General features: G+C 67.0%; 26 protein-coding genes and 1 tRNA gene. 18 read left to right on the top strand and 9 right to left on the bottom strand.

Annotated elements, in window-relative coordinates; genetic code table 11:
* The first annotated feature begins 86 nt into the window (after positions 1–86).
* The 4 genes from ACFVIV_RS35020 to ACFVIV_RS35005 are packed head-to-tail and all read left to right on the top strand — an operon-like array spanning position 87 to position 4,094.
* A complete protein-coding gene (locus ACFVIV_RS35020; protein WP_379203935.1) occupies positions 87–1,124 on the top strand; it encodes a branched-chain amino acid ABC transporter permease in 1,038 nt (345 codons plus the stop codon).
* On the top strand, positions 1,121–2,368 hold the full coding sequence (locus ACFVIV_RS35015; protein ID WP_379203933.1) for a branched-chain amino acid ABC transporter permease: 1,248 nt from the start codon (positions 1,121–1,123) through the stop codon (positions 2,366–2,368). Before ACFVIV_RS35020 ends, ACFVIV_RS35015 begins: the two co-directional genes overlap by 4 nt.
* The gene (locus tag ACFVIV_RS35010) at positions 2,365–3,339 is read left to right on the top strand and encodes an ABC transporter ATP-binding protein (RefSeq protein ID WP_379203932.1); all 975 of its coding nucleotides are present in this window, start codon (positions 2,365–2,367) and stop codon (positions 3,337–3,339) included. The genes ACFVIV_RS35015 and ACFVIV_RS35010 overlap by 4 nt, the downstream gene beginning before the upstream one ends.
* A 59-nt stretch (positions 3,340–3,398) precedes the next feature.
* Positions 3,399–4,094: an ABC transporter ATP-binding protein gene (locus ACFVIV_RS35005; protein WP_379203997.1), complete on the top strand. Its 696-nt coding sequence runs from the start codon at positions 3,399–3,401 to the stop codon at positions 4,092–4,094.
* A 56-nt stretch (positions 4,095–4,150) separates the two neighbouring features.
* On the opposite strand, the gene ACFVIV_RS35000 is transcribed toward ACFVIV_RS35005, so the two are convergent.
* Positions 4,151–4,223, bottom strand: a tRNA-Trp gene (locus ACFVIV_RS35000).
* Between the two features lie 133 nt (positions 4,224–4,356).
* On the opposite strand from ACFVIV_RS35000, the gene polA reads away from it, so the two are divergent.
* Entirely contained in the window at positions 4,357–7,092 is a 2,736-nt protein-coding gene (polA, locus tag ACFVIV_RS34995) for a DNA polymerase I (RefSeq protein ID WP_379203930.1), read from the top strand.
* Between the two features lie 317 nt (positions 7,093–7,409).
* Here polA and ACFVIV_RS34990 read toward each other — a convergent pair whose 3' ends face one another.
* A complete protein-coding gene (locus ACFVIV_RS34990) occupies positions 7,410–7,742 on the bottom strand; it encodes a four-helix bundle copper-binding protein (protein WP_379203928.1) in 333 nt (110 codons plus the stop codon).
* A gap of 201 nt (positions 7,743–7,943) precedes the next feature.
* Here ACFVIV_RS34990 and ACFVIV_RS34985 point away from each other — a divergent pair, with 201 nt between their 5' ends.
* Positions 7,944–8,075: a hypothetical protein gene (locus ACFVIV_RS34985; protein ID WP_281186558.1), complete on the top strand. Its 132-nt coding sequence runs from the start codon at positions 7,944–7,946 to the stop codon at positions 8,073–8,075.
* An 87-nt stretch (positions 8,076–8,162) separates the two neighbouring features.
* The gene (locus ACFVIV_RS34980) at positions 8,163–8,585 is read left to right on the top strand and encodes an alpha-isopropylmalate synthase regulatory domain-containing protein (protein WP_379203926.1); all 423 of its coding nucleotides are present in this window, start codon (positions 8,163–8,165) and stop codon (positions 8,583–8,585) included.
* 68 nt (positions 8,586–8,653) lie between these two features.
* On the opposite strand, the gene trxA is transcribed toward ACFVIV_RS34980, so the two are convergent.
* Complete coding sequence (trxA, locus tag ACFVIV_RS34975; protein ID WP_379203924.1) at positions 8,654–9,022, bottom strand: thioredoxin; 369 nt, start codon at positions 9,020–9,022, stop codon at positions 8,654–8,656.
* Between the two features lie 41 nt (positions 9,023–9,063).
* Positions 9,064–9,615: a 2'-5' RNA ligase family protein gene (locus ACFVIV_RS34970; RefSeq protein ID WP_379203922.1), complete on the bottom strand. Its 552-nt coding sequence runs from the start codon at positions 9,613–9,615 to the stop codon at positions 9,064–9,066.
* Between the two features lie 117 nt (positions 9,616–9,732).
* On the opposite strand from ACFVIV_RS34970, the gene ACFVIV_RS34965 reads away from it, so the two are divergent.
* The 4 genes from ACFVIV_RS34965 to ACFVIV_RS34950 all read left to right on the top strand — a co-directional run bounded on the left by ACFVIV_RS34965 (position 9,733) and on the right by ACFVIV_RS34950 (position 13,626).
* The gene (locus ACFVIV_RS34965; RefSeq protein ID WP_379203921.1) at positions 9,733–10,818 is read left to right on the top strand and encodes an isocitrate/isopropylmalate dehydrogenase family protein; all 1,086 of its coding nucleotides are present in this window, start codon (positions 9,733–9,735) and stop codon (positions 10,816–10,818) included.
* 154 nt (positions 10,819–10,972) lie between these two features.
* Positions 10,973–11,881: an ABC transporter substrate-binding protein gene (locus tag ACFVIV_RS34960; RefSeq protein WP_379203919.1), complete on the top strand. Its 909-nt coding sequence runs from the start codon at positions 10,973–10,975 to the stop codon at positions 11,879–11,881.
* A 9-nt stretch (positions 11,882–11,890) separates the two neighbouring features.
* Entirely contained in the window at positions 11,891–12,835 is a 945-nt protein-coding gene (locus tag ACFVIV_RS34955; protein ID WP_379203918.1) for an amino acid ABC transporter permease, read from the top strand.
* Between the two features lie 38 nt (positions 12,836–12,873).
* Positions 12,874–13,626, top strand: coding sequence for an amino acid ABC transporter ATP-binding protein (locus ACFVIV_RS34950; RefSeq protein WP_379203995.1), 753 nt, complete (start codon positions 12,874–12,876; stop codon positions 13,624–13,626).
* 332 nt (positions 13,627–13,958) lie between these two features.
* Here ACFVIV_RS34950 and ACFVIV_RS34945 read toward each other — a convergent pair whose 3' ends face one another.
* On the bottom strand, positions 13,959–14,828 hold the full coding sequence (locus ACFVIV_RS34945; protein WP_379203916.1) for an alpha/beta fold hydrolase: 870 nt from the start codon (positions 14,826–14,828) through the stop codon (positions 13,959–13,961).
* Positions 14,825–15,256, bottom strand: coding sequence for a helix-turn-helix domain-containing protein (locus ACFVIV_RS34940; RefSeq protein WP_379203914.1), 432 nt, complete (start codon positions 15,254–15,256; stop codon positions 14,825–14,827). Before ACFVIV_RS34940 ends, ACFVIV_RS34945 begins: the two co-directional genes overlap by 4 nt.
* Before the next feature lie 137 nt (positions 15,257–15,393).
* Between ACFVIV_RS34940 and ACFVIV_RS34935 the strand changes: the two genes are divergently transcribed.
* Both ACFVIV_RS34935 and ACFVIV_RS34930 read left to right on the top strand, forming a co-directional pair.
* Positions 15,394–15,870, top strand: coding sequence for a DUF4383 domain-containing protein (locus ACFVIV_RS34935; protein WP_379203912.1), 477 nt, complete (start codon positions 15,394–15,396; stop codon positions 15,868–15,870).
* Between the two features lie 61 nt (positions 15,871–15,931).
* Positions 15,932–16,123 carry a hypothetical protein gene (locus ACFVIV_RS34930; protein ID WP_379203910.1) on the top strand — a complete coding sequence of 64 codons (192 nt, stop codon included), beginning with the start codon at positions 15,932–15,934 and terminating at the stop codon, positions 16,121–16,123.
* Here ACFVIV_RS34930 and ACFVIV_RS34925 read toward each other — a convergent pair.
* Positions 16,085–17,050: a LysR family transcriptional regulator gene (locus ACFVIV_RS34925; protein WP_379203908.1), complete on the bottom strand. Its 966-nt coding sequence runs from the start codon at positions 17,048–17,050 to the stop codon at positions 16,085–16,087. The two genes, ACFVIV_RS34930 and ACFVIV_RS34925, sit on opposite strands and share 39 nt — an antisense overlap.
* Positions 17,051–17,121: 71 nt before the next feature.
* Here ACFVIV_RS34925 and ACFVIV_RS34920 point away from each other — a divergent pair, with 71 nt between their 5' ends.
* The 5 genes from ACFVIV_RS34920 (at position 17,122) to ACFVIV_RS34900 (ending at position 20,804) form a co-directional block, all read left to right on the top strand.
* On the top strand, positions 17,122–18,498 hold the full coding sequence (locus ACFVIV_RS34920; RefSeq protein ID WP_379203906.1) for an FAD-binding oxidoreductase: 1,377 nt from the start codon (positions 17,122–17,124) through the stop codon (positions 18,496–18,498).
* A gap of 135 nt (positions 18,499–18,633) precedes the next feature.
* Complete coding sequence (locus ACFVIV_RS34915) at positions 18,634–19,518, top strand: SPFH domain-containing protein (RefSeq protein WP_379203904.1); 885 nt, start codon at positions 18,634–18,636, stop codon at positions 19,516–19,518.
* Positions 19,518–19,682 carry a hypothetical protein gene (locus tag ACFVIV_RS34910; protein ID WP_169814910.1) on the top strand — a complete coding sequence of 55 codons (165 nt, stop codon included), beginning with the start codon at positions 19,518–19,520 and terminating at the stop codon, positions 19,680–19,682. The genes ACFVIV_RS34915 and ACFVIV_RS34910 overlap by 1 nt, the downstream gene beginning before the upstream one ends.
* Before the next feature lie 63 nt (positions 19,683–19,745).
* Entirely contained in the window at positions 19,746–20,207 is a 462-nt protein-coding gene (locus ACFVIV_RS34905) for a hypothetical protein (protein WP_379203902.1), read from the top strand.
* A 9-nt stretch (positions 20,208–20,216) separates the two neighbouring features.
* Positions 20,217–20,804, top strand: a complete 588-nt coding sequence (locus tag ACFVIV_RS34900; RefSeq protein WP_379203900.1) for a hypothetical protein — start codon at positions 20,217–20,219, stop codon at positions 20,802–20,804.
* Positions 20,805–20,900: 96 nt separating this feature from the next.
* On the opposite strand, the gene ACFVIV_RS34895 is transcribed toward ACFVIV_RS34900, so the two are convergent.
* Both ACFVIV_RS34895 and ACFVIV_RS34890 read right to left on the bottom strand, forming a co-directional pair.
* Positions 20,901–21,665, bottom strand: coding sequence for a trans-aconitate 2-methyltransferase (locus tag ACFVIV_RS34895; protein WP_379203898.1), 765 nt, complete (start codon positions 21,663–21,665; stop codon positions 20,901–20,903).
* Positions 21,666–21,699: 34 nt separating this feature from the next.
* On the bottom strand, positions 21,700–22,572 hold the full coding sequence (locus ACFVIV_RS34890) for a class I SAM-dependent methyltransferase (RefSeq protein WP_379203896.1): 873 nt from the start codon (positions 22,570–22,572) through the stop codon (positions 21,700–21,702).
* Positions 22,573–22,595: the final 23 nt, after the last annotated feature.

The raw sequence follows: 22,595 nt of genomic DNA, 5'->3' as shown, positions 1-22,595 counted from the left end.
GAAACAGCGTGTGCCGGATCTGCGATGGACTGCTCACGAGGCGGTCCGTCCGGCACACGCTGTTTCCACGATGGCGAGAGTAACGAATGACTTCATCCGCACTGGTCGATGTGGCCCTGTTGGCGAACGGGTCCATCGATTTCAACGTCTCGGGTGTGGCCGACCAATTCTGGCGACTCACCGTTGACGGATTGGCCTACGGCTCGATCTACGCACTGGTCGCGGTGGGATACACCCTGGTTTACGGTGTCCTCCGTTTGATCAATTTCGCCCATTCGGAAATATTCATGGTGGGCATGTTCGGCCAGTACGTCGGCCTGATGCTGCTCGGGTTCAGTCCCAGCGGAAACGTTTATTCACAAGGTGTCGTCCTGACGGTCGTATTCCTGGGTGTGGCCATGCTGATCGGCATGCTCGTCTCGGGCGCGGCCGCGGTCGGCCTGGAACGCGTGGCCTACCGGCCGTTGCGCAAACGCGGTGCGAAACCGCTCATCTTCCTGATCACCGCCATCGGCGCTTCGTTCGTGATTCAGGAATTCGTGCACTATGTGCTGCCGAAGTTCTGGCCGTCCCTGGGTGGTACCAACGCCCAGCAGCCGATCATGCTGGTGAAACCCACCGAGCAGTTCTCGATCTTCGACGCCTCGGTGACGAATGTGACCCTGGTGATCATCGGTGCGGCGATCGTTTTGGCGATCGCGACCGAATACGTCATCAACAGAACGAAATTCGGCCGCGGCATTCGCGCCGTGGCGCAGGATCCCGATACCGCGACGCTGATGGGCGTCTCGCGGGAGCGGGTCATCATGCTGACCTTCCTCATCGGCGGCCTGCTGGCCGGCGCCGCCGCACTGCTCTACACCCTCAAGATTCCCAACGGCATCATCTATTCCGGCGGATTCATCTTGGGCATCAAGGCTTTCAGCGCCGCCGTGCTCGGCGGCATCGGCAACCTGCGCGGTGCGCTGCTGGGCGGCCTGCTGCTCGGACTGGCGGAGAACTACGGTCAGATCCTGTTCGGCACCCAGTGGCGCGACGTGGTCGCGTTCGTGGTGCTGGTGGCCGTGCTGATGATCCGGCCGACCGGCATCCTCGGTGAGAGTCTGGGGAAGGCGCGAGTATGACGAACGTGACGAAAACCCCTGGCACACCCGGAAATTCGACCGATGCCCCGCAGCGGCGCGGCCTCGGCGACGCACTGCGCACCTGGTGGGAAGGGCTGTCGCGGGCGCAGCAGTGGGGCGTCGGCGTGCCGGCGATCCTGTTGCTGGCGCTGTTGCCGCTGTTCCCCCCGCCCTTGCTCGACACCCCCGGAACGAGTTTCGGCGGTGTGATGGCGCAGTTCGCGATGGTCGCGCTCATCGCCATCGGCCTGAATGTCGTTGTCGGCCAAGCGGGTCTGCTCGACCTCGGCTACGTCGGCTTCTACGCCGTCGGCGCCTACACCGTCGGCTTGCTCACCAGCCCCAACAGTCCGTGGAATCAAACCGACGGCGGCTGGCTGAACAAGGGCTGGGGCTGGCTGGCCTGTGTGCCGCTGGCGATCGCCATCACGGCCATGTCCGGTCTCATCCTCGGTTCGCCGACCCTGCGGCTGCGTGGGGACTACCTGGCCATCGTGACGCTGGGCTTCGGTGAGATCGTGCGGCTGCTGGCCGACAATCTCGGCGAGATCACCAATGGCAGCCTCGGCCTGGCGGGTATCGCCTACCCGCGCATCGGCGAGTCGGAGACCCATCCCAACGGCTACTTCTCCTCGGGCAATCTCGGTAATCCGGATACCTCGAATCTGTTGAACAAGGCCAACTCCGGCACCTGGTGGTACTGGCTGGGCATGGCCCTGGTGATCGTCGTGCTGATCGTCGTCGGCAATCTGGAGCGCAGCCGCGTGGGCCGCGCCTGGGTCGCCATCCGCGAGGACGAGGACGCCGCCGAGATCATGGGCGTGCCGACCTTCAAGTTCAAGCTGTGGGCGTTCACGATCGGCGCCGCGGTCGGCGGCCTGTCCGGCGCGCTGTACGCCGGTCAGGTGCAGTTCATCAACCCGACCGGCTTCAACATCATCAACTCCATGCTGTTCCTCTGCGCGGTCGTCATCGGCGGCCAGGGCAATAAGCTGGGTGTGATCGTGGGTGCGTTCCTGATCGTGTACCTGCCCAACCGGTTCATGTCGGTGGAGGTCGCCGACCAATCCCTGGGCGACTACAAGTACCTGTTCTTCGGTATCGCGCTCATGGTCGTCATGATCTTCCGCCCGCAGGGCTTGTTCCCGGTCCGGCAGAAGTTGCTCGCCTACGGGCTCAAGATATATCGCGCCGTGCACCGGAATCCGGAACCCCCGGCGCAGACGAGTGGAGGTCGGCGATGACCGGGCCGGGCGCGGGTGGCGCGCTGTTCGACAACGAGGATATGGCCGCGGGCTACCAGGAACTGGAGACCGAGGCCAGCGCCGGCACCGTGGATGTGGGCGAGGTACTGCCCGAACTCGGTATGGGCGATGCCGCCGCGGTCGCGGAAGTCGTTGCCCCGCACCGGGAAATCGAAACCGCCGTGGGTGCGCCGCTGCTGCGCACCGAGGGCCTGACGGTGAAGTTCGGCGGTCTCACCGCGCTCGACCAGGTGAGCTTCGAGATTCGCCGCGGCGAGATCCTCGGTCTCATCGGGCCCAACGGCGCGGGCAAGACCACCTGCTTCAATGCCATCAGCGGCGTGTATCCCCCGTCCGGGGGCACGGTCTACTTCGACGGCAAGCCGTTGACCAAGACCAAGCGCAATGAGATCACCCGCCTCGGCATCGCCCGCACCTTCCAGAACATTCGCCTGTTCAACGAGATGACGGCGCTGGAGAACGTGGTGGTCGGCACCGATGCCCGGCACCGGACCTCGGTGCCCGGCGCGGTCTTCCGCACCGCCCGGCATCGGCGCGAGGAGCGCGACGCCATCGAAAGAGGCATGGCGCTACTGGAATTCGTCGGCATCGCACCGCGTGCGGTGGAGAAGGCGCGCAACCTCTCCTACGGCGATCAGCGCCGGCTGGAGATCGCCCGCGCCCTGGCGACGGAACCCAAGCTGCTCTGCCTGGACGAGCCGGCCGCCGGCTTCAACCCGTCGGAGAAGTCCGCGCTCATGGATCTCATCCGCAAGATCCGCGACGACGGTTTCACCGTCCTGCTGATCGAGCACGACATGCGATTGGTCATGGGCGTGACCGACCGCATCGTGGTGCTGGAATTCGGCCGCAAGATCGCCGACGGCCTGCCCGCCGCCATTCGCGAGGATCCCAAGGTGGTCGCCGCCTATCTCGGCGTGCCCGACGAGGAAGTAGGTGACCAGCAGTGACGTCACTCGACAAGACCCCGACCGCCCTCGAGAAGTCCCCCCTCCTCGAGGTCGAGGACATGGTGGTGAACTACGGCAGAATTCAAGCGCTGCACGGTATTTCACTGAAGGTCGCGGACGGTGAACTCGTCACCCTGCTCGGCGCCAACGGCGCCGGCAAGACGACCACCATGCGCGCCCTGTCCGGTCTGCTCCCGCTGACCGGCGGCCGCATCCTGTTCGAGGGCCGCGACATCACCCGGATGAAAGCCCACGAACGAGTGGGCCTGGGCCTGATCCAAGCCCCCGAAGGCCGCGGCGTCTTCCCGGGCATGACGGTTCAGGAAAACCTCGACATGGGTCACTACGGCCGCCCCTTCAAGGAGAAGTCCGAATACCAGAAGACCCTCGACTGGGTCTTCGACCTCTTCCCGCGAGTCAAGGAACGCCGCACCCAGGTGGGCGGCACCCTCTCCGGCGGCGAACAGCAGATGGTGGCCATCGCCCGCTCCCTGATGGCCCGCCCCAAGCTGCTGCTCCTGGATGAACCCTCAATGGGCCTGGCCCCCATGGTCATCCAGCAGATCTTCCGCATCATCGCGGATATCAACGCCCAGGGCACCACGGTCCTGCTGGTCGAGCAGAACGCCCAGCAGGCCCTGACCCGCAGCGACCGCGCCTACATCCTGGAAACCGGCGAGGTCACCAAGACCGGCGAAGGCCGTGCGCTGCTGCACGACCCGGCGGTCAAGTCCGCCTACCTCGGCGTCGGCTGACGAACAGACATCGGGCCCGTCACCCAGAATCTGGGTGACGGGCCCGATGCGTTTTGCAGGGGCGACAGGACTTGAACCTGCAACCTGCGGTTTTGGAGACCGCTGCTCTGCCAGTTGAGCTACGCCCCTTCGGTGCGTGATCACGTTAGCAGGACGAGACGCCGGGGTGAAATCGGTTTTCCGGCAGGGGCGGGACCTGCGGCGACGGGCGGGGTGTGCCCGATGCACGCGGATGTCGGTGCGGCTCCCTAGACTCTGACGGGTGACCTCTGCCTCTACCGATCAGCGTCCGAGTGCCGTGCCCGCTTCTACCCCCGGGGAGCAGCCGACGCTGCTGTTGCTGGATGGGCATTCGCTGGCCTATCGCGCGTTCTATGCGTTGCCGGCGGAGAACTTCAAGACCGCGGGTGGGCAGACCACCAATGCGGTGTACGGGTTCACGGCCATGTTGATCAACTTGCTGCGGGACGAGAAGCCCACGCATGTGGCGGCGGCATTCGACGTGAGCCGGAAGACGTTCCGGACGGAGGCTTATCCGGAGTACAAGGCGAATCGGATCACCACGCCGGACGAGTTCCGGGGGCAGGTGGAGATCACCCAGGAGGTGCTGGGGGCGCTGGGGATTCCGGTCATGGCCATCGACGGGTACGAGGCCGACGACGTGATCGCGACCCTGACGACGCAGGCGGTGCCGGAGGGGTTCCGGGTGCTGATCGTGACGGGGGACCGGGATTCGCTGCAGTTGGTGAACGATGACGTCACCGTGCTGTACCCGAAGAAGGGCGTGTCCGAGCTGACCCGCTTCACGCCCGCCGCGGTGGAGGACAAGTACGGGCTCACCCCACAGCAGTATCCGGACTTCGCCGCGCTGCGCGGCGACCCGAGCGACAATCTGCCCGGCATTCCGGGCGTGGGGGAGAAGACCGCCGCCAAGTGGGTGCGTGAATACGGCGATCTCGCCACCCTGGTCGACCAGGTCGACAAGGTGAAGGGCAAGGTCGGGGATGCCTTGCGCGCCAACCTGTCCAGCGTGGTGCTGAACCGGCAGCTGACCGAGATGGTGAAGACCGTCCCGCTGCCCTACACCCCCGAGCAGCTGGCCATGCAGCCGTGGGATCGGGAGAAGATTCATCGCCTGTTCGACGAGCTGGAGTTCCGCGTGCTGCGGGACCGCCTGTTCGACACCCTCGCGCCCGTCGAGCCCGAGGCCGAGTCCGGCTTCGAGATCAGCGGCGGCGCCATCGCGCCCGGCGCGGTCGCCGACTGGCTGGCCGAGCACGCCAAAGCCGGTGCCCGCCACGGTGTTTCGGTCATCGGCAATGGCTCGCCCATCCACGGCGACGTGCAGGCCATCGCCATTGCCGCGGCCGACGGTGAAGGCGGCTACTTCGACGTGGTCGCCCTGACGCCCGAGGACGAGCAGGCCCTCGGCGCCTGGCTCGCCGATCCCGACACCCCGAAGGCCTTGCACGAGGCCAAGTCCGCCATGCACGCCCTGCGCGGCCGCGGCTGGACCCTCGGCGGCCTCACCAGCGACACCGCCCTCGCCGCGTATCTGATCCTGCCCGGCCAGCGCACCTTCAACCTCGAAGACCTGTCGCTGCGCTACCTCAGCCGCGAGCTGCGCGTCGACAATGGCGCCGAAACCCAGCTCTCCCTCCTCGATGACGAGGACCAGGTCGACGCAGAGGTCGCCAAGGCCGGAATCCTGCGCGCCAGTGCCGTTTCCGACCTGGCCAACGCCTTCGACGCCGAACTTGAGCGCATCGAATCCACCGCCCTGCTCGGCGATATGGAACTCCCACTGCTGAGCGTGCTGGCCGACCTCGAACACGCCGGCATCGCCGTCGACTCCGCGCAGTTGGAGGACCTCCAGCGCGAATTCGCCGACCGCGTAGCCGATGCCGCCAATGCCGCCTACGGCGTGATCGGCAAACAGATCAACCTGGGTTCCCCCAAGCAGCTCCAGGTCGTCCTGTTCGACGAGCTCGACATGCCGAAGACCAAGCGCACCAAGACCGGCTACACCACCGACGCCGACGCGCTCGAGGGCCTCTACGAGAAGACCCAGCACCCGTTCCTGCAACACCTGCTGGAACACCGCGACGCCACCCGCCTGAAGGTCACCGTCGACGGCCTGCTCAAGTCGGTCGCCGACGACGGCCGCATCCACACCACCTTCAACCAGACCGTCGCAGCCACCGGCCGCCTCTCCTCGACCGAGCCCAACCTGCAGAACATCCCCATCCGCACCGACACCGGCCGCCGCATCCGCGACACCTTCGTCGTCGGCCCCGGCGCCGAATCCCTCATGACCGCGGACTACAGCCAGATCGAAATGCGCATCATGGCCCACCTGTCCAAGGACGAGGGCCTGATCGAAGCCTTCAACTCCGGCGAAGACCTGCACAACTTCGTAGCCTCCAAGGCCTTCGACATCCCGATCTCGGACGTCGACCCCGAGCTGCGCCGCCGCATCAAAGCCATGTCCTACGGCCTGGCCTACGGCTTGTCCGCCTACGGCCTCTCCCAGCAGCTGAAGATCAGCGCCGAAGAGGCGAAGGTCCAAATGGACATCTACTTCACCCGCTTCGGCGCCATCCGCGACTACCTCCACGACGCCGTCGAACAGGCCCGCAAGGTCGGCTACACCGAAACCCTCTTCGGCCGCCGCCGCTACCTCCCCGACCTGGATTCCAGCAACCGCCAGCGCCGCGAAGCCGCCGAACGCATGGCCCTCAACGCCCCCATCCAGGGCACGGCCGCCGACATCATCAAGGTCGCCATGATCGACACCCAACGCGCCATCCACGCGGCCGGCCTGAAATCCCGCATGCTCCTCCAAATCCACGACGAACTCGTCTTCGAAGTAGCCCCGGGCGAGCGGGAACAACTGGAATCCCTCGCCCGCGAAAACATGTCCAACGCCATCGAACTCTCGGTCCCCCTCGAGGTCTCCGTAGGCGTAGGCCGCAGCTGGGACGCCGCCGCCCACTAACCAAGCGAGTTCGCTCCGCCAGCACTCGAGCTTTTGCTCTTTCGGGTTCGGTCTTTGACCGTAACCACAGTCATCCAGCCAGGCTGGTACGTGAGTTACGGCTCCCCGGTTGGGAGCCGTAACTCACCTCGGGGACGGGGTGACTGGCTGTGGTTGCGTTCAAAAACAAACCCCAAAACACCCCAACCGGGCATCCGGATGGGGGCAAGATCTGAAACAACGTCGACCGGGCACTGATGGCGGCGACACGCCCGTAAACCCCGCCACCAGTGCCCGGTCGATGATGTTTCAGATTCGGGGCTTGGTGGGGTGGGGGATTAACGGGCGAATCGGGCGGTGAGGGCGGCTGAGGCGTTGGATGCGGCGGTGCATGACTTGGCGCAGGCGTCTTCGCCCAGGCGTTCGCAATTCTCGGCGGTGCGGGCGGTGATTTCGGCGGCCAGTTCGCAAAGGGTTGCGGTCCAAGGGGATTGGCGGTCGAGTAGGTCTCCGGTCAGGCGGCAGATGTCGGCACAGTCCATCAGCTGGGTGATGTGGGTGCGTGCTGCGTGTTTGCCGCCGGCGTCCAGGGAGGTCGTGATCTGGCGGACGCAGGTGCGGTGGCAGGCGAGTAGGGCGTTGATGGTGGTCTGGATATTCGGATCGGTCATCGTGAATCTCCTCCAACGTCCGGGGCGGGGTGGGGCAGTGTTCACGGAGGGTTCGATCGAGCGTCCGGCCGGGTTTGCTCATTGTGGCATCCGATCTTGCTAAAGGTTCGGGTGCATGCCGGGTGACCTGCGGGGAAGTTACTCGTGGGTCGATTGCGAATATGGTTGCCAATGCGTGATCGGCACTTTATGCTCGGTGCCGTGCCGAATCCCGCCTACAGCCGCAGCGCAGCGCTCGATGTCGCCGACCGCGACCGCGCCGCGCTTATTCCGCTCACCGCGACGGTGGCTGTGGCGCGCGTACTCGTAGTTCTCCGCCGTAGCGGGGTCTGATTCGGACCGGCCCCTCGCTGCGGCCGTTTGAACATCTTTTGCTGGTCCCCTCTGCCATTTCTGGGAAGAAGTCGGGAAGACCTGTCAATGACCATCACCATCGATACCCACACGTTCATCGCCGCTGCTCCCGCGAGCCTGCGGGCCGAGAGCACCGGCCTGAGTCCCGCCGAGTTCTATGACCGGTACTGCGATCACGCGGGCCCGATCAAGCTCGGCGAATGGACGCACCGCCGGGCCGCGGAATTCACGGCGACGCTGGAATTCGCCGGTCACCTGCGCACGGTGACCGCCTCCGGCAGCCCGGTCGCCGCGCTCACCTCGGCCCTCTACGACGAGGGCTACCCGGTGGAGATCCTCCAATTCCACCAGCGCCGCACCGAACACGGCACCGCCACCTTCGTGCAGTGCGAGTTCAACGGCCGCCGCGGCTGGGGCGCCGCCATTGCCGACGATGGAGCGGAATCCACCGTCCGCGCCATGATCGCCGGCATCAACGCCCTGGGCTGAAACACATGCGCCGCAACCCATTCGGGTTGCGGCGCATGCTGTGTGCGCTGCCGACGTGTCGACGTGGCTCAGGCCTTGGGCTGCTGCTCGGCGAGCTGCTTGCGGACGTCGTCCATATCGAGGGCCTTCACCTGGGTGACGAGGTCTTCGAGGGCGGCCGGAGGCAGCGCACCGGGCTGGGCGAAGACCAGGACGCCCTCGCGGAAGGCCATGATGGTCGGGATGGAGCGGATATTGGCGGCGGCCGCCAGTCCCTGCTCCGCCTCGGTGTCGACCTTGCCGAACACCACGTCCTGATGCTGATCCGACGCCTTCTCGTAGGTGGGTGCGAAGGACTTGCACGGTCCGCACCAATCCGCCCAGAAATCGACGAGAACAATGTTGTTTCCGGTGACTACCTGGTCGAAGTTCTGCTCGGTGAGCGTCTGGGTGGCCATGGCTTCCTCTCTGTCGGGTTCGGCGGGTGCAACACCGGGGCTTACGGTTCTCTTCCCTGAGCAACCGGCCACTCCTGGCGCCGATCGCCATCCCACCGCCGGATACCCACAACCGTAGCCCGCAAATCCTTGTCGCGAGCCACCGCGTCCAGCGCCGCCTGGAGGTCGCCGGATCGTAGCCGCCTGGCCAGTGTGATGTGCGGGGTCCAGGCGTCCGGGCGGATATTGGCCGGGATACCCGGGCAGTCCTGGACCACACGGAAGAACCTGTGCTGCAAGGCGAGCAGCGGCGCGGACGGCACCACGGCGCGAACCAGGATGGGGGAGCGTGATCCGAACACCAGCAGCCCGCCCAGCCGGATCTCGAGCGGCTCGAAATCCTCTCGCTCCAAAGTCTTTTCGAGGCGCGGCCAGATCTCGGTGGCGACCGCGACGGTGATGTGCGGCCGGTGCCCCGCGCCCGGCGGGTGCAGTCCGGCCGCTCGCAGCAGCTCCCACTGGCGGCGCACCTCGGCCTCCGCGGCCTCGTCCAGCACCAGCTCCACCGATTGCACCACGTCATAGTCCTTCCGACGGGCCGTGTTCTCTCGCACCGCGCTCGTTCCATCCAGCGCACCGCGATGTGCCGAAACTTACGCCCAGGTCTCGAAACCCGCGCGACCGTGTGCCGCCGTGTTGCCGTCCGGCGTGTTTGCGCGAGGATGACTGCCATGAACGACAGCGAGACTCCCCTTCGGCTGGGCGTGATCGAAGGTGATGGCATCGGCCCCGAAATCGTGCGCGCCACCCGAGCGGTGGTCGACGACGCCTTCGCGGCCGTGGGTTTGCCGCCCGTGGACTGGGTCCCGCTGCTCATCGGGCACGCCGGCATCGAAGAGTACGGCGATCCGGTGCCGGAGCCGACGCTCGCGGCGCTGGAAGGTTTGGACGCCTGGATCATGGGCCCGCACGACAGCGCCTCCTACGCCGCCGGCTACCGCACCGGGCTGCCGCCGGCCGGGGCCATCCGCAAGCGCTTCGGTCTGTACGCGAACTTCCGCCCGTCGCGCACCCTGGAGGGCGTGCGCTCGGTGGTCCCGGAGATGGATCTGATGATCCTGCGCGAGAACAGCGAGGGCCTCTACGCCGACCGCAATATGTGGGCCGGGTCGGGTGAGTTCCGCCCGACCCCCGATGTGGCCATGGCCGTCGGCGTCTTCACCCGCGAGGCGTGCGAGCGCATCGCCCATCTGGCCTTCCGGGTGGCCACGCACCGCCGCAAGAAGGTCACCATCGTGCACAAGGCCAATGTGCTGCCCATGACCATGGGCCTGTTCCGCGACGTGTGCTACGAGGTCGCTGCCGAATATCCGGATATCGAGGTCAATGACGAGCACGTCGACGCCGCGGCGGCGCATCTGGTCCGTGCCCCGGGCGACTACGACCTGATTGTCACCGAGAACCTGTTCGGCGACATCCTTTCCGATCTGGCCGGCGAGCTGAGCGGCTCCCTGGGCATGGCGGCGTCGCTGAATACCTCGGAAACGCAAGCCATGGCTCAGGCCGTGCACGGCGCCGCGCCCACGCTGGCCGGGCACAATCGCGCAAATCCGGTGGCGCTCATGCTCTCCGCCGTCATGCTGGTGCGCTGGCTGGCGACCCGCGATCAGCACAGCGCGCTGCACCGGGTGGCGGAGCGCATTGAACACGCGGTTGCGGATACTTTGCGGGCTGGGGTCGCCACATCCGATTTGGGTGGGTTAGCATCTACCACCGAATTCACCGAGCAGGTGCGGGCCCGGCTGCACCGCTGGTGAGCGCGCACTTCCGGGACCGGGCGTGTTCGGCCACGCGACCAGCGTGTCGCCGATTAATGTTCGGTTACCGACCACCGTGGGTGGTTCGACTCGCCTACATTTCAAACGGCGGGCGACACCCGGATGTCGCGCAACCGAACTGTGGAGGACAGCTGTGTCTAGTCGATTCGATTTCCGCGGGCGCGCCCTGCGGGCCGTCTGCGTGCTCGCCGGCGGCGCTCTCGCGCTGACCGCGTGTACGAGCAACACCGAGACCAACACCCCCGAGGTGGCCAAGGTCGACGTGGCCAAGGTCGATGCCATCGCCGCCAAGGTGCCCGCCGATATCAAGTCCTCCGGCAAGCTCATCGTGGGCGTGAACATCCCCTACGCCCCCAACGAGTTCAAGGACCCGAACACCGGCAAGATCGTCGGCTTCGACGTGGACCTGATGAACGCCGTCGCCGCGGTGCTCGGCCTGACCGCCGACTACAAGGAATCCGACTTCGAGAAGATCATTCCCGCGGTCGAGACCGGCACCTACAACCTCGGCATGTCCTCGTTCACCGATAACAAGGAACGCGAGCAGACCGCCGACTTCGTGACCTACTTCAATGCGGGCAGCCAGTGGGCGGCGCAGATCGGCAAGCCGGTCAACCCGGACGACGCCTGCGGCAAGAAGGTCGCCGTGCAGCGCACCACCGTGCAGGACACCGACGAGATCCCGGCCAAGAGCGCCGCGTGCGTCGCCGCCGGTAAGCCGGAGATCACCAAGGTCGCCTACGACGAGCAGTCCGCCGCCGCCACCGCGCTGGTGAACGGTCAGGTCGACGCCATGTCCGCCGACTCCCCGGTGACCGCGTACGCCATCAAGCAGAACAAGGACAAGATCGAGGCCGCCGGCGCGATCTTCGACTCGGCGCCCTACGGCTGGCCGGTCAAGAAGGGCTCGCCGCTGGGCCCGGTGCTGCAGGAGGCGCTGCAGAGCCTGATCGACAGCGGCCAGTACAAGAAGATCGCCGAGAACTGGGGCGTCCAGGAGGGCGTGATCACCAAGTCGGTCATCAACGGCGCACAGGGCTGATATCCGGCAATGTCGCAGTCTGAGAACAACTCCGCAGCCTCGGCTGCGACCGATGTGAACACCGAGCCCGAGCCGATCAAGGCGATTCCGCTGCGGCGGCCGGGCCGGTGGATCGCCGCCGCGATCATCCTGATCGCGTTGGGCCTGTTCGTCTACGGCGCCGCCACCAACGAGGCGTACCACTGGGACACCTACGCGAAGTACCTGCGCGACATCAATATCGCCAAGGGCGCGCTGGTCACCCTCGAGCTCACCGTGCTGGCCATGGCCATCGGCGTGGTGCTCGGCGTGCTGCTGGCCGTCATGCGGCTGTCGCCGAATCCGGTGCTGCGCTCGGTGGCGTGGGTGTACCTGTGGATCTTCCGCGGGACGCCGGTCTACGTGCAGCTGGTGTTCTGGGGCCTGTTCCCGTCGCTGTACAAGACCATTACCGTCGGCGTGCCGTTCGGTCCGACCCTGACCACCTTCGATGTGCAGGGCTGGTCGGCGCCGTTCTTCTTCGCGGTCATCGGCCTGGGTCTCAACGAGGCCGCGTATATGGCCGAAATCGTCCGTGCCGGAATCAATTCCGTGGGCGACGGGCAGCGCGAGGCGTCGACGGCGCTGGGCATGTCGTGGGCGCAGACCATGAGCCGCACGGTGCTGCCGCAGGCCATGCGGGTGATCATCCCGCCGACCGGCAACGAGCTGATCAGCATGCTGAAGACCACCTCGCTGGTCACGGCTATTCCGCTGACCATCGACCTGTACGGCCGCGCGCGTGACATCTACGGCATCAACTTCCAGCCCATCCCGCTGCTGCTGGTCGCGGCCACCTGGTACCTGGCCATCACCAGCGTGCTGATGGTCGGGCAGTTCTACCTGGAGCGGTACTACTCGCGTGGCATGTCGCGGCAGCTGACCGCGAAACAGATGCGGGCGCTGGCCGCGCTGCGGGGCGGAGGAGACCTGTGAGCACGAGCATGACGAAGGATCCCGTGGACGGTGCGCTGATGGTGCGCGCCGACCGGGTGTGCAAGAACTTCGGTGCGCTGCAGGTGCTCAAGGGCATCTCGCTGGAGGTGAAGCGCGGTGAGGTGCTGTGCCTGATCGGTCCGTCCGGATCCGGCAAGTCCACCTTCCTGCGCTGCATCAACCACCTCGAGCAGGTGAATGCCGGGCGGCTCTACGTGGACGGCGAACTCGTCGGCTACCAGGAGAAGAACGGCAAGCTCTACGAGCTGCACCCGCGCGAGGCGGCCCGGCAGCGTCGCGATATCGGCATGGTCTTCCAGCACTTCAACCTGTTCCCGCATCGCACGGTGCTGGAGAACATCATCGAAGCGCCGACCCAGGTCAAGAAGGTCAAGAAGGCCGACGCCGTCGCGCGGGCGAAGGAGCTGCTGGCGCGAGTTGGCTTGGCGGACAAGGCCGAATCGTATCCGGCGCAGCTCTCCGGCGGCCAGCAGCAGCGTGTCGCCATCGCCCGCGCCCTCGCCATGGATCCCAAGCTGATGCTCTTCGACGAGCCCACCTCGGCGCTCGATCCGGAGCTCGTCGGTGAAGTCCTCGGCGTCATGCGCGAACTCGCCGCCGACGGCATGACCATGGTGGTCGTGACCCACGAAATGGGCTTCGCCCGTGAGGTCGCCGACCAGCTGGTGTTCATGGACGGCGGCGTGGTCGTCGAAGCCGGCAACCCCCGCGAGGTCCTCGCCAACCCGCAGCACGAGCGCACCAAGGCATTCCTGTCGCGGATCCTCTGACGAGGAAACACATTTGATTCGCCCCGCTCCGAAGTATCGGAGCGGGGCGAATGTGTAGTGGGGGAGGGGCCGTGCGCGGCGCGGTGCCCACGTAGGCGAATGTGTAGACCGGGAGGGGCCGTGCGCGGCGTGGCGTCCACGTAGGCGAATGTGTAGACCGGGAGAGGCCGTGCGCGGCGTGGCGTCCACGTAGGCGAATGTGTAGACGGGGAGAGGCCGTACGGGCGCGGTGCCTTCGCGGGCGAATGTGTTGGGGCAGGCGCTGTGTGGGGCGGGTTCGCGCGGCGCGGATGTTCACGGCGAAGGTCGGCTCCGCGCGGAGGCGGGCGAGTTCAGTTGTCTTGCAGGAATTTCAGCACGGTGGCGGTTTGGCCGAGGACGGCGTGGCCGACGTCCGGCAGTACGTGCACGGTGGCGTCCGGGACGTTTTGTGTTATGCGGCGGGCGGTTTCGGTGGAGTTCAGCATGACGTCGCGGGCTCCGACGATGACCAGGACGGGCATGGTCAGGCTGTGGAGTTGGGCGTCGGTGAAGACGGGCAGCTTCTCGGTGCGCGGGTTGAAGTGGGTGAAGGTCAGGACGACCTGGTCCAGGACCGGCGCCAGGTGAGCGTCGTCCAGGCCGGTCACCAGCTTGGCAGAGCGGGCCAGGTCGTGGCGGCCGAGGACGCGGTCGAGCACGGCTTTGAACAGCCAGCCGACGCGCTGTTTGCCGACGCCGCCGGGGCACAGCAGGGCCAGCCGGGTCACTCGGTCCGGGCGGCGGATCGAGTAGTCCAGGGCGTGCCAGCCGCCGAGGGACATGCCCACCAGGGCGGTCTGCGAAATGCCCAGTCCGGCAAGGACATCGTCGAGCCACAAAGCAATGGCCTCGGAGCCCAGGACGGGGCGGGAGGGGGCGCTGCCGCCCGGCTCGCCGACGATGTCGACGGAGTAGGTGCGGAAATGCTGTGCCCAGGAGGCGATGTCGCCGAGCCAGTTGGTCGAGTTCGCGCCGGAGCCGTGCAGCAGCACCAGCGGGGGAGCGTCCTGCGGGCCGGAGACGATGACGAAGGTCTCGCCCTCGCGGGTCGGTATCCGCAGCTCCTCGGCGGGAACGGGCCAGGCGTGCAACATCTCCCGGTAGTTCCGCTGGATCGCCTCCGCGCCCGCCGCGGACTTGTAGATCGCGGCCGGGCGTGCGGTGGTCTTGTTCGTGCTCATGAGGCGAGCACTTCTTCCATGTACTCCAGCAGCCGACCCGTATCGGCCAGGCCGCCGACGATGATGACCTTCAAACGGGCGCGCTCCGCGTCGTGGATGGTCTGGATTCGGATCGGCTGATCCTCGGGATACCGATTGGCGGTCGCGCCGGTCAGCAGGGTGGACAGGCGATCGACGGTCGCGGCATCCACGGCGTCGATCTCGACAATGCTCGACACCTCGGAGTGCCGGGCGCGGCGCACCGAGTCGCGTGCCGCGTCGGGTACCGGCAGGCCGGTGAAGGTCTCCAGGTCCGCCTGCGCGATCCGGTACTGCTTGCCGATGCGGACGGCGGCGAGCTTTCCGTCGCGCACATATCCGCGGACCGTGCGCACGTGCAGGCCGAGGAGCTCGGCCACCTCTTCCACCGAGAACAGGCGATCTGTCATGCAAACTACTGTAAACACATCTATCTGGATCAACAATAGGGAAGTTTAGGGAGTGATAGGGATAACTATCTATTCCATAGACTGCATCTCAACTACACTGCGTAGTAGAAATGGCCACACGGCGGGAGGTGGGCGCCATGAGCGCACAGCCGGTAGGGGAGCGTCGAATCACCTTGGCGCACTGGAGTTTTCTGCAATGGGCGGTGCTTGTGGTCGGGCTGGTGCATATCGCCTGGGCCATTGCGGGCTGGATCGCCGAGCCCAGCTTCGCGGTGGGGCATCACGCGCCGGCGACCCCGGTCCTCGGCATGGACTACAACGGCTGGCACGCCGTGGCCGGGCTGGCGCTGTTCGGCCCCGCGCCGATCGCCGCCATCCGCAAGTGGTGGGCGGCCTGGTACTGCGTAATCGCCGCTGTCGGAGGCGGATTCGTGGTCGGCATCTGGGCGCTGTTCTCCGAGCAGGTGCTCTTCTTCGCCTTCCCCAACCACATCACCGACGCCATCCAGCACATTGTCACCGGCATTGTCCTGTTGGGACTGGTCGGTATTCAGGCCGCGCTCGACGGCGGACTGCGCGCAGTGCTCACGCCGACACACCCGGAAGCGGCCTGATTCGATCCTGGTTTGTGTCCCCGGCCTGCGGGTATCCGGCGACCAGACCAGGGAGGTTCACATGATGGCCATCGCCGCCGCCGTCGCGTTCGGTCTCGCATTGCTGCTCGATCTGACGAATGCCTCGATCGGAGAGATCGACGAAGGCACGTTCGTCATCCTCGGATTACTGCTCGTCGCACTCCATCTCGCGGGCGTCGGCAGCGGTAACCGCTCATGGAACATGCGTTCCTGGCGCCGGGCGCGCCGCTGACCGTGTTCGCCCGGGCCCGATCCGAGGTCCGGGGTGCTTCCACGACGCCAGCGCGATACGGAACTGCCCCAGCAGGACTTTCGTGGCCGGGCTCATCGGCCGTTCCGCATTCCAGGCCAGCGCCAGGCGGCCGTTCATGGGCGGATCGATAGCCACCGTGCGCACGCCGAACGCGGCGGCGTCCTCGGCTGGGATCGGCGGCACGACCGCGGTGCCCAGACCGTGCGCGGCCAGCTTCATCAGCAGCGGGGGAGCGACCGCCTCGAATGCCACATTCGGCGTGAGACCGGCTGCGGCGCAAGCTGTTTCCAGCATCCCGCGAATGCCGGTCCCGCGTGGCAGGCAGATGAGCGGGTGCGTGCACAACTCCGCCAGGGTGATCCGATCCCCGAAATCGGGTGCGTCCACCGCGACCGCGGCCACGACGACGGTCTCGAAAATGGTCTCGGTCGTGACCGCCGGATCCAAGTCCACACCGGAGAGGCTGAGCAAGCCGATATCGAGCTCGCCCCGGCGCAGGGCCGCGTACATGGATTCGGAGACGTCCTCGGTGAGCGAGATGCCGATCTGCGGGTGATCGCGGTGAAAACCGGCCAGCACCGCGGCGATATCGATCTCCTGATCCACCGCGCCGATGAGCCCCACCCGCACATGCCCGCGCAGCAGTCCGGTGAACTCGTCCACGGTGTGCGTGATCCGCTCGGCCGCATCGAGCGCCGCCCGCGCCCACGGCAGGACGGCCCGGCCTGCGGGCGTGAGGCCGACCGTGCGCGTCGAACGGTCCAGCAGTTGCTGCCCGAGTTCGCGTTCCAGCTGCTTGATCTGGGCGCTGAGCCCGGGTTGCGCCAGATGCAGTTTGGCTGCCGCGCGGGTGAAGTTGGCTTCCTCCGCGACGGTGACGAAGTAGCGCAGCTGGCGAAGTTCCATAACTATTGATTCTAGCTTTGAGAAAAACTATCTGTTAGAGTTATCGATCAAATCTCGGCAGAGTCATGGACATGACGAACAGAGAGTCCTCGATCACCGAACTGCCCGCGACCACCGGCCCGGTCCTCCAGTCCGGCGACACCGGCTACGAGGCCGAAATCGCGGGATTCCAAACGGCTTACACGCATCGGCCCGCCGCCGTGGTCGCCGCCGCACACGCCGAAGATGTGCGGGCGGCCGTGGAATACGCTGCGCGCCACGGTCTTCCGGTCGCGGTCCAGGCCACCGGGCATGGACTGTCGGTGGCCGCAGAGGGTGGCGTGCTCATCAATACCAGCCGCATGACCGACATCCGGATCGATGCCGCGAGCCGCACGGCCCGGGTCGCCGCGGGCGTGCAGGCCGGGCAGCTCATCGACGCCGCGGCCGCGCACGGCCTCGCACCGCTCAACGGCTCCTCGCCGTCGGTGGGCGTGGTCGGCTACACCCTGGGCGGCGGCGTCGGCCTGCTGGCCCGCGAATTCGGTTATGCCGCAGACCATGTGCGCGCCATCGAGATGGTCACCGCCGACGGCCGGCTGCGCCGCCTGGAGCCCGGCGACGAACTGTTCGGCGCGGTGCTCGGCACCGGCGGCAACTTCGGCGTGGTCACCGCGCTGGAAATCGAATTGATGCCGGTGACAACGGTTTACGGCGGCCAGCTGCAGTTCGACACCCGGTACGTGCCGCAGGCGCTGGAAGCCTGGCGGCTGTGGACCTCCGATGTCCCCGACGAGCTGACCTCGGCCATCTCCATGATCACCCTCCCGGACATCCCGCAGGTGCCCGAACACCTGCGCGGGCGCTACACCGCGACCATCAGCATCGCCTTCACCGGTTCGCAGGCCGAGGGTGAGCGCCTGGTCGCCCCGCTGCGCGCCGCCGCCGACCGAATGGCCGACGATTTGCGCGGCATGCCCTATGTCGACACCCATGAGATTCACCGCGATCCGCCGCACCCGCACCCCTACACCGCCACCAACGCGCTGCTGAGCGAGCTGCCCGCCGAGGCCACCGATGCCTTCCTCGAGGTGACGGGCCCCGAGTCGACGGTGCCGGTCGTCGCCGGATTCCGGCATCTGGGCGGTGCGCTGCGCCGCCGCGGCCCGGCCGAGATCGCGGTCGATCACCGTGCGGCCGAATACCTCGGCCGCGCCATCTCGCTGCCCGGACCGCATTCCGATGCCGCCGTGCGCGACCGCCTGGATCTGGTGCGGAAAACCTTGCAGCCCTGGACCGTCGGTCACAATCTCAACTTCCTCTACGGCGGCGGGAGCTGGGCCGACGAGGCGCAGACCCGGGAGGGCTACAGCGCCGCCACCTATGACCGGCTCGCCGCCCTGAAGTCGAGCTACGACCCGCACAACCTGTTCCGCTTCAACCGCAATATCCGCCCGCGCCGAGGGTGATCGAAGCAAGGCCGCCGCGCCGGGTGCGCGGCGGCCTTGTGCGTTCGGAGGGCTGGCGCGCCCGGTGATCGTCCTTGCCGGCGTACCCGTCTCGAGCTATCGTCGTGATATCACTTCGATAGTGGGAGGATAGCAATGGAGCTTCGGCAAGCACGCCGGGCGAATGGTTTCGTGGTCGCCGCGGTGTTGTTGGTGGCCTTCCTCGCCGTGGCGGCGGGAGCGGCATGGGGATTCATCCAGGCGGCGGACGGCGCCGGCGCGGGCGCCGTCATCGCGGCCGTCGTCTTCAGCGTGCTCGGCGCGCTGCTGCTGTTGATGAGCACCGGTCTCACCATCGTGAATCCCAATGAGGCCAAGGTGATTCAGTTCTTCGGCCGCTACATCGGCTCGGTGAGCGAACCCGGGTTCTTCTCGGTCACGCCGCTGACCGACAAGCGCACCATCTCGCTGCGGGTGCGCAACTTCGAGACCCAGAAGCTGAAGGTCAACGACGCCGACGGCAATCCGGTCGAGATCGCGGCGGTGGTCGTCTACCGCGTGGTCGACAGCTTCAAGGCCGCCTTCGCCGTCGACGACTACGAGGAGTACGTCGAGACCCAGTCCGAGGCCGCGGTCCGCCACCTCGCCACCACCCACCCCTACGACGCCCACGACGCCGACCGCACCAGCCTGCGCGACGGCGCCGAGGTGGCCGGCGAGCTGACCGTCGAACTGCGCGAGCGCACCCTCACCGCCGGCATCGAGATCATCGAGGCCCGCATCACCCACCTCGCCTACGCGCCGGAGATCGCCCAGGCCATGCTGGTCCGCCAGCAGGCCGCCCAGGTGGTCGCCGCCCGCAGCCGCATCGTGGAAGGCGCGGTGGGTATGGTCGGCATGGCCCTCGACCGCCTCGCCAGCGAGGGCATGGTCGAACTCGATGAGGAGCGCAAAGCCGCGATGGTCTCCAACCTGCTGGTCGTCCTGTGTGGTGATCGCCCCGCCCAGCCCGTCGTCAACACCGGCTCCCTCTACACGTAATGCCGAAGCGCGAGCCGAAAAAGGTACTGCTGCGGCTCGACCCGGCCATTCACGAAGCCATCGCGAAATGGGCGGCAGACGACCTGCGCAGCATCAACGCCCAGATCGAATACGCCCTCCGCACGGCCCTCAAACAGGCCGGGCGAGAACCGAAATCCGACTGAACAGCGGGGCCGGGACATATTGGTCCCGGCCCCGATCCCATCCCGCCCGTGGAACGGAAGCCGATGGCATCAGCGAATCCGCACACCGCACCTGTCCGCACCGCCACACCCTGGCACCTCTGGCCGATCGGCCTGTTCTTCCTGCTGCTCAATGCGATCGGTGCGTACGACTACATCGAAACCCACACCCACAACGCCGAGTACTTCGCCCGCCAGGGTTACGGCCCCGAACAGATCGCCTACTTCACCGACTATCCGGTGGTGCCACTGGTGTTCTGGACGATCAATATCGCCGCCGGGCTCGTGACCGCCGCCCTGCTCCTGTTCCGATCCCGCCGGGGGGTCTTCGCCGCGGCGACCGCGACCATCTCCCAGTTGTGCCTCCAGGCAGTGAGTTTCGGCTTCATGGACCGCTGGTCGACCCTCGGCCCCCGCCTCGGCCTGTTCGACATCGGCGTGCTCGTCCTGACCGCCCTGCTCTGGTGGTACTGCCGCACCATGCGCGACAAGGGTGTGCTCCACTAACGTGGCGGCGTGTCAATTTCGTTCGATACCACCGGATTACAGCAGCGCGACGCGAACACGTGGATAGACCCGCCCACCCCCGACACGCTGCTGCTGGAACAGTTCGGTGTGGTCCCCGACCTCCCGGCGCCACTGGAGGATCTCGCCACCCTGCGTGCCCGGCTGGCCGAGATCCACGCCAGGAACGGCTGCCTGGTCGAGGCCTTCGTCATCGGCGTGGACTCCCAGCCCGCGCTGCTGCGCATCGAGAAGATGCCGCTGCCGAACCAGGATCACGGCTTGGTCTTCATCGCCTCCATCGTGATCCCGAAGGCCGACCGCAGCATCCGGCTGATGCGTATCTGCCCGGAGTCCGGCACCACCGGCATCCGCGAAGCCGTGCTGATGACCAAGATCGGCTTCCAGAGCATGTTCCCGCCCCACCCGTACGCTCCCGGTGTCAAAGGCGCACTGCCCTACAACCTCGCCGACGACATCCAGTACGACCCGGAGTTTCCGGACCACCCGCTCACCCGCGCTCGCCGATGGGTGGCCCGCATAGTCCCCACCATGCGCCTGGCCCCGGACTTCGCGGGCTTGCCGCCCTTCCACCGGTAGTCGTTCCAAATGCGAAGAGCCCGTGAGACGACCGTCCGGACGCGTCACGAGCTCTCATACTCGGCCCCACCGGGACCGTGCAGGTTCAAGCTACCGTCAGAGCTTGTGCGCCACAGCGAATACGCGGCGGAACGGCAGCCAGGTGGTGCCGTCGGCCCGGCGGGGGTAGACCGTGCGCAGCAGCGGCGCGAGTTCGGCGAGGAATCGTTCCCACTCGGTGTCCTCGAGCGCCTCGCGCACCGGTGTCAGCGCGGTGCCTTTGATCCAGGACAGGACCGGGTCGTCGCCCTCGAGGCGCTGGACGTAGGTGGTCTCCCAGGCGTCGACCTCGGCGCCGGCGGTGGTCAACACCTCGGCGTAGCCGACCGGGTCGAGGACGTCGCGGGCGTGCAGGATGCCGGTCGCGGCGAGGCGGTCGCGCCAGCGGTCCGTGGCCGCGAGTTCGCGGATGGTGCGGTGGGACGGGGCATCGAAGTTGCCGGGGACCTGGAGTGCCAGCCAGGCGCCCGCGGGCAGTTGCGCCACCCATTTCGACAACAGTTCCGGATGGCCCGGAACCCACTGCAGCACAGCATTGGTCACGACCACGTCGGTGTCGGGGGCGGGCTGCCAGTCCCGGACGTCGCCGAGGGTGGCGGGGACGCCGCGCGCCTGCGCGGCGGCCACCATGTCAGGTGAGGAGTCCGAGGCTTCGATGGTCGCGTCCGGCCAGCGGGCGGCCAGGGCTCCGGTGAGATGTCCGGGTCCGCAGCCGAGGTCGACCACACGACGCGGCTGCTGTGCGCCGACGCGGCTCAGCAGGTCGAAGAACGGTCGCGAGCGGTGGTCGTCGAAGGCCAGGTACTGCTGGGGATCCCACATGGTGGCTCCGGATTCGACGGGGACGGGTGATCGTTCAGGCGGGCTTCTCGGTGACGAAAATAGCTGTACCGGGGAAGATCTCGCCGCGGAGCGGACTCCACTGGCCCCATTCGCGGTCCAGCCACTCCGGCCAGTCCGGTTCGATGATGTCGACCAGGGTCAGGCCCGCGGCGACGATCTCGCGGACGCGGTCGCCGATGGTGCGGTGGTGTTCGACATAGGTCGGCTCGCCTTCGCCGTCCAGTTCCACATACGGGGTGCGGTCGAAATAAGGGATGGTGGCGCGCAGGCCCTCGGGACCCGGATCGTCGGGGAAGATCCAGCGCATGGGGTGGTTGACGGAGAACACCCAGCGGCCGCCGGGCCGCAGGATGCGGGCGACCTCGCGCATGACCTGACCGGAGTCGGCGACGAAGGGCACCGCGCCGAAGGCCGAGCAGGCCAGATCGAAGGAGGCGTCGGCGAAGGGGAGGGCCTCGGCTCCGGCTTGAACGAGCGGGACGCGGGGACCGCCGGCGGTCATGGCGGCCAGGCCGCGCTCGAGCATCTGCCGGGAGAGATCGAGGCCGACCGGGTGCGCGCCGTGGGCGGCCAACCAGCGCGAACACGGAGCCGAACCGCAGCCGATCTCCAGGATCCGCTTGCCGGCGATGTCGCCGAGCAGATGCCAGTCGCCCTCGTGCAGGCCCTCCGGGCACCAGATGAACTCGCCGCCGGGGGAGTCGACGCCGAGGAAGTCGGCGTGGGTGTCGTGGTAGGCCGCGGCGTCGGCGTCCCACCACCGCCGGCTGGCGCGCTGACTGGTCTCCGAATCGACCTTGGCGCGGCCCACTCCCACCGTTCCCAGCAGGGCATTCGCCTCGGCGTGGCGGGCTTCTTCGACGGGGGCGGGGTGATCTTCGGCCATGGGCTCACCCTATAGACTTGCGG

Origin of the sequence: Nocardia sp. NPDC127526, assembly GCF_042672265.1 — a bacterium.
GTDB lineage: Bacteria > Actinomycetota > Actinomycetes > Mycobacteriales > Mycobacteriaceae > Nocardia.
This window is presented reverse-complemented; position numbering and strand designations above follow the sequence as displayed.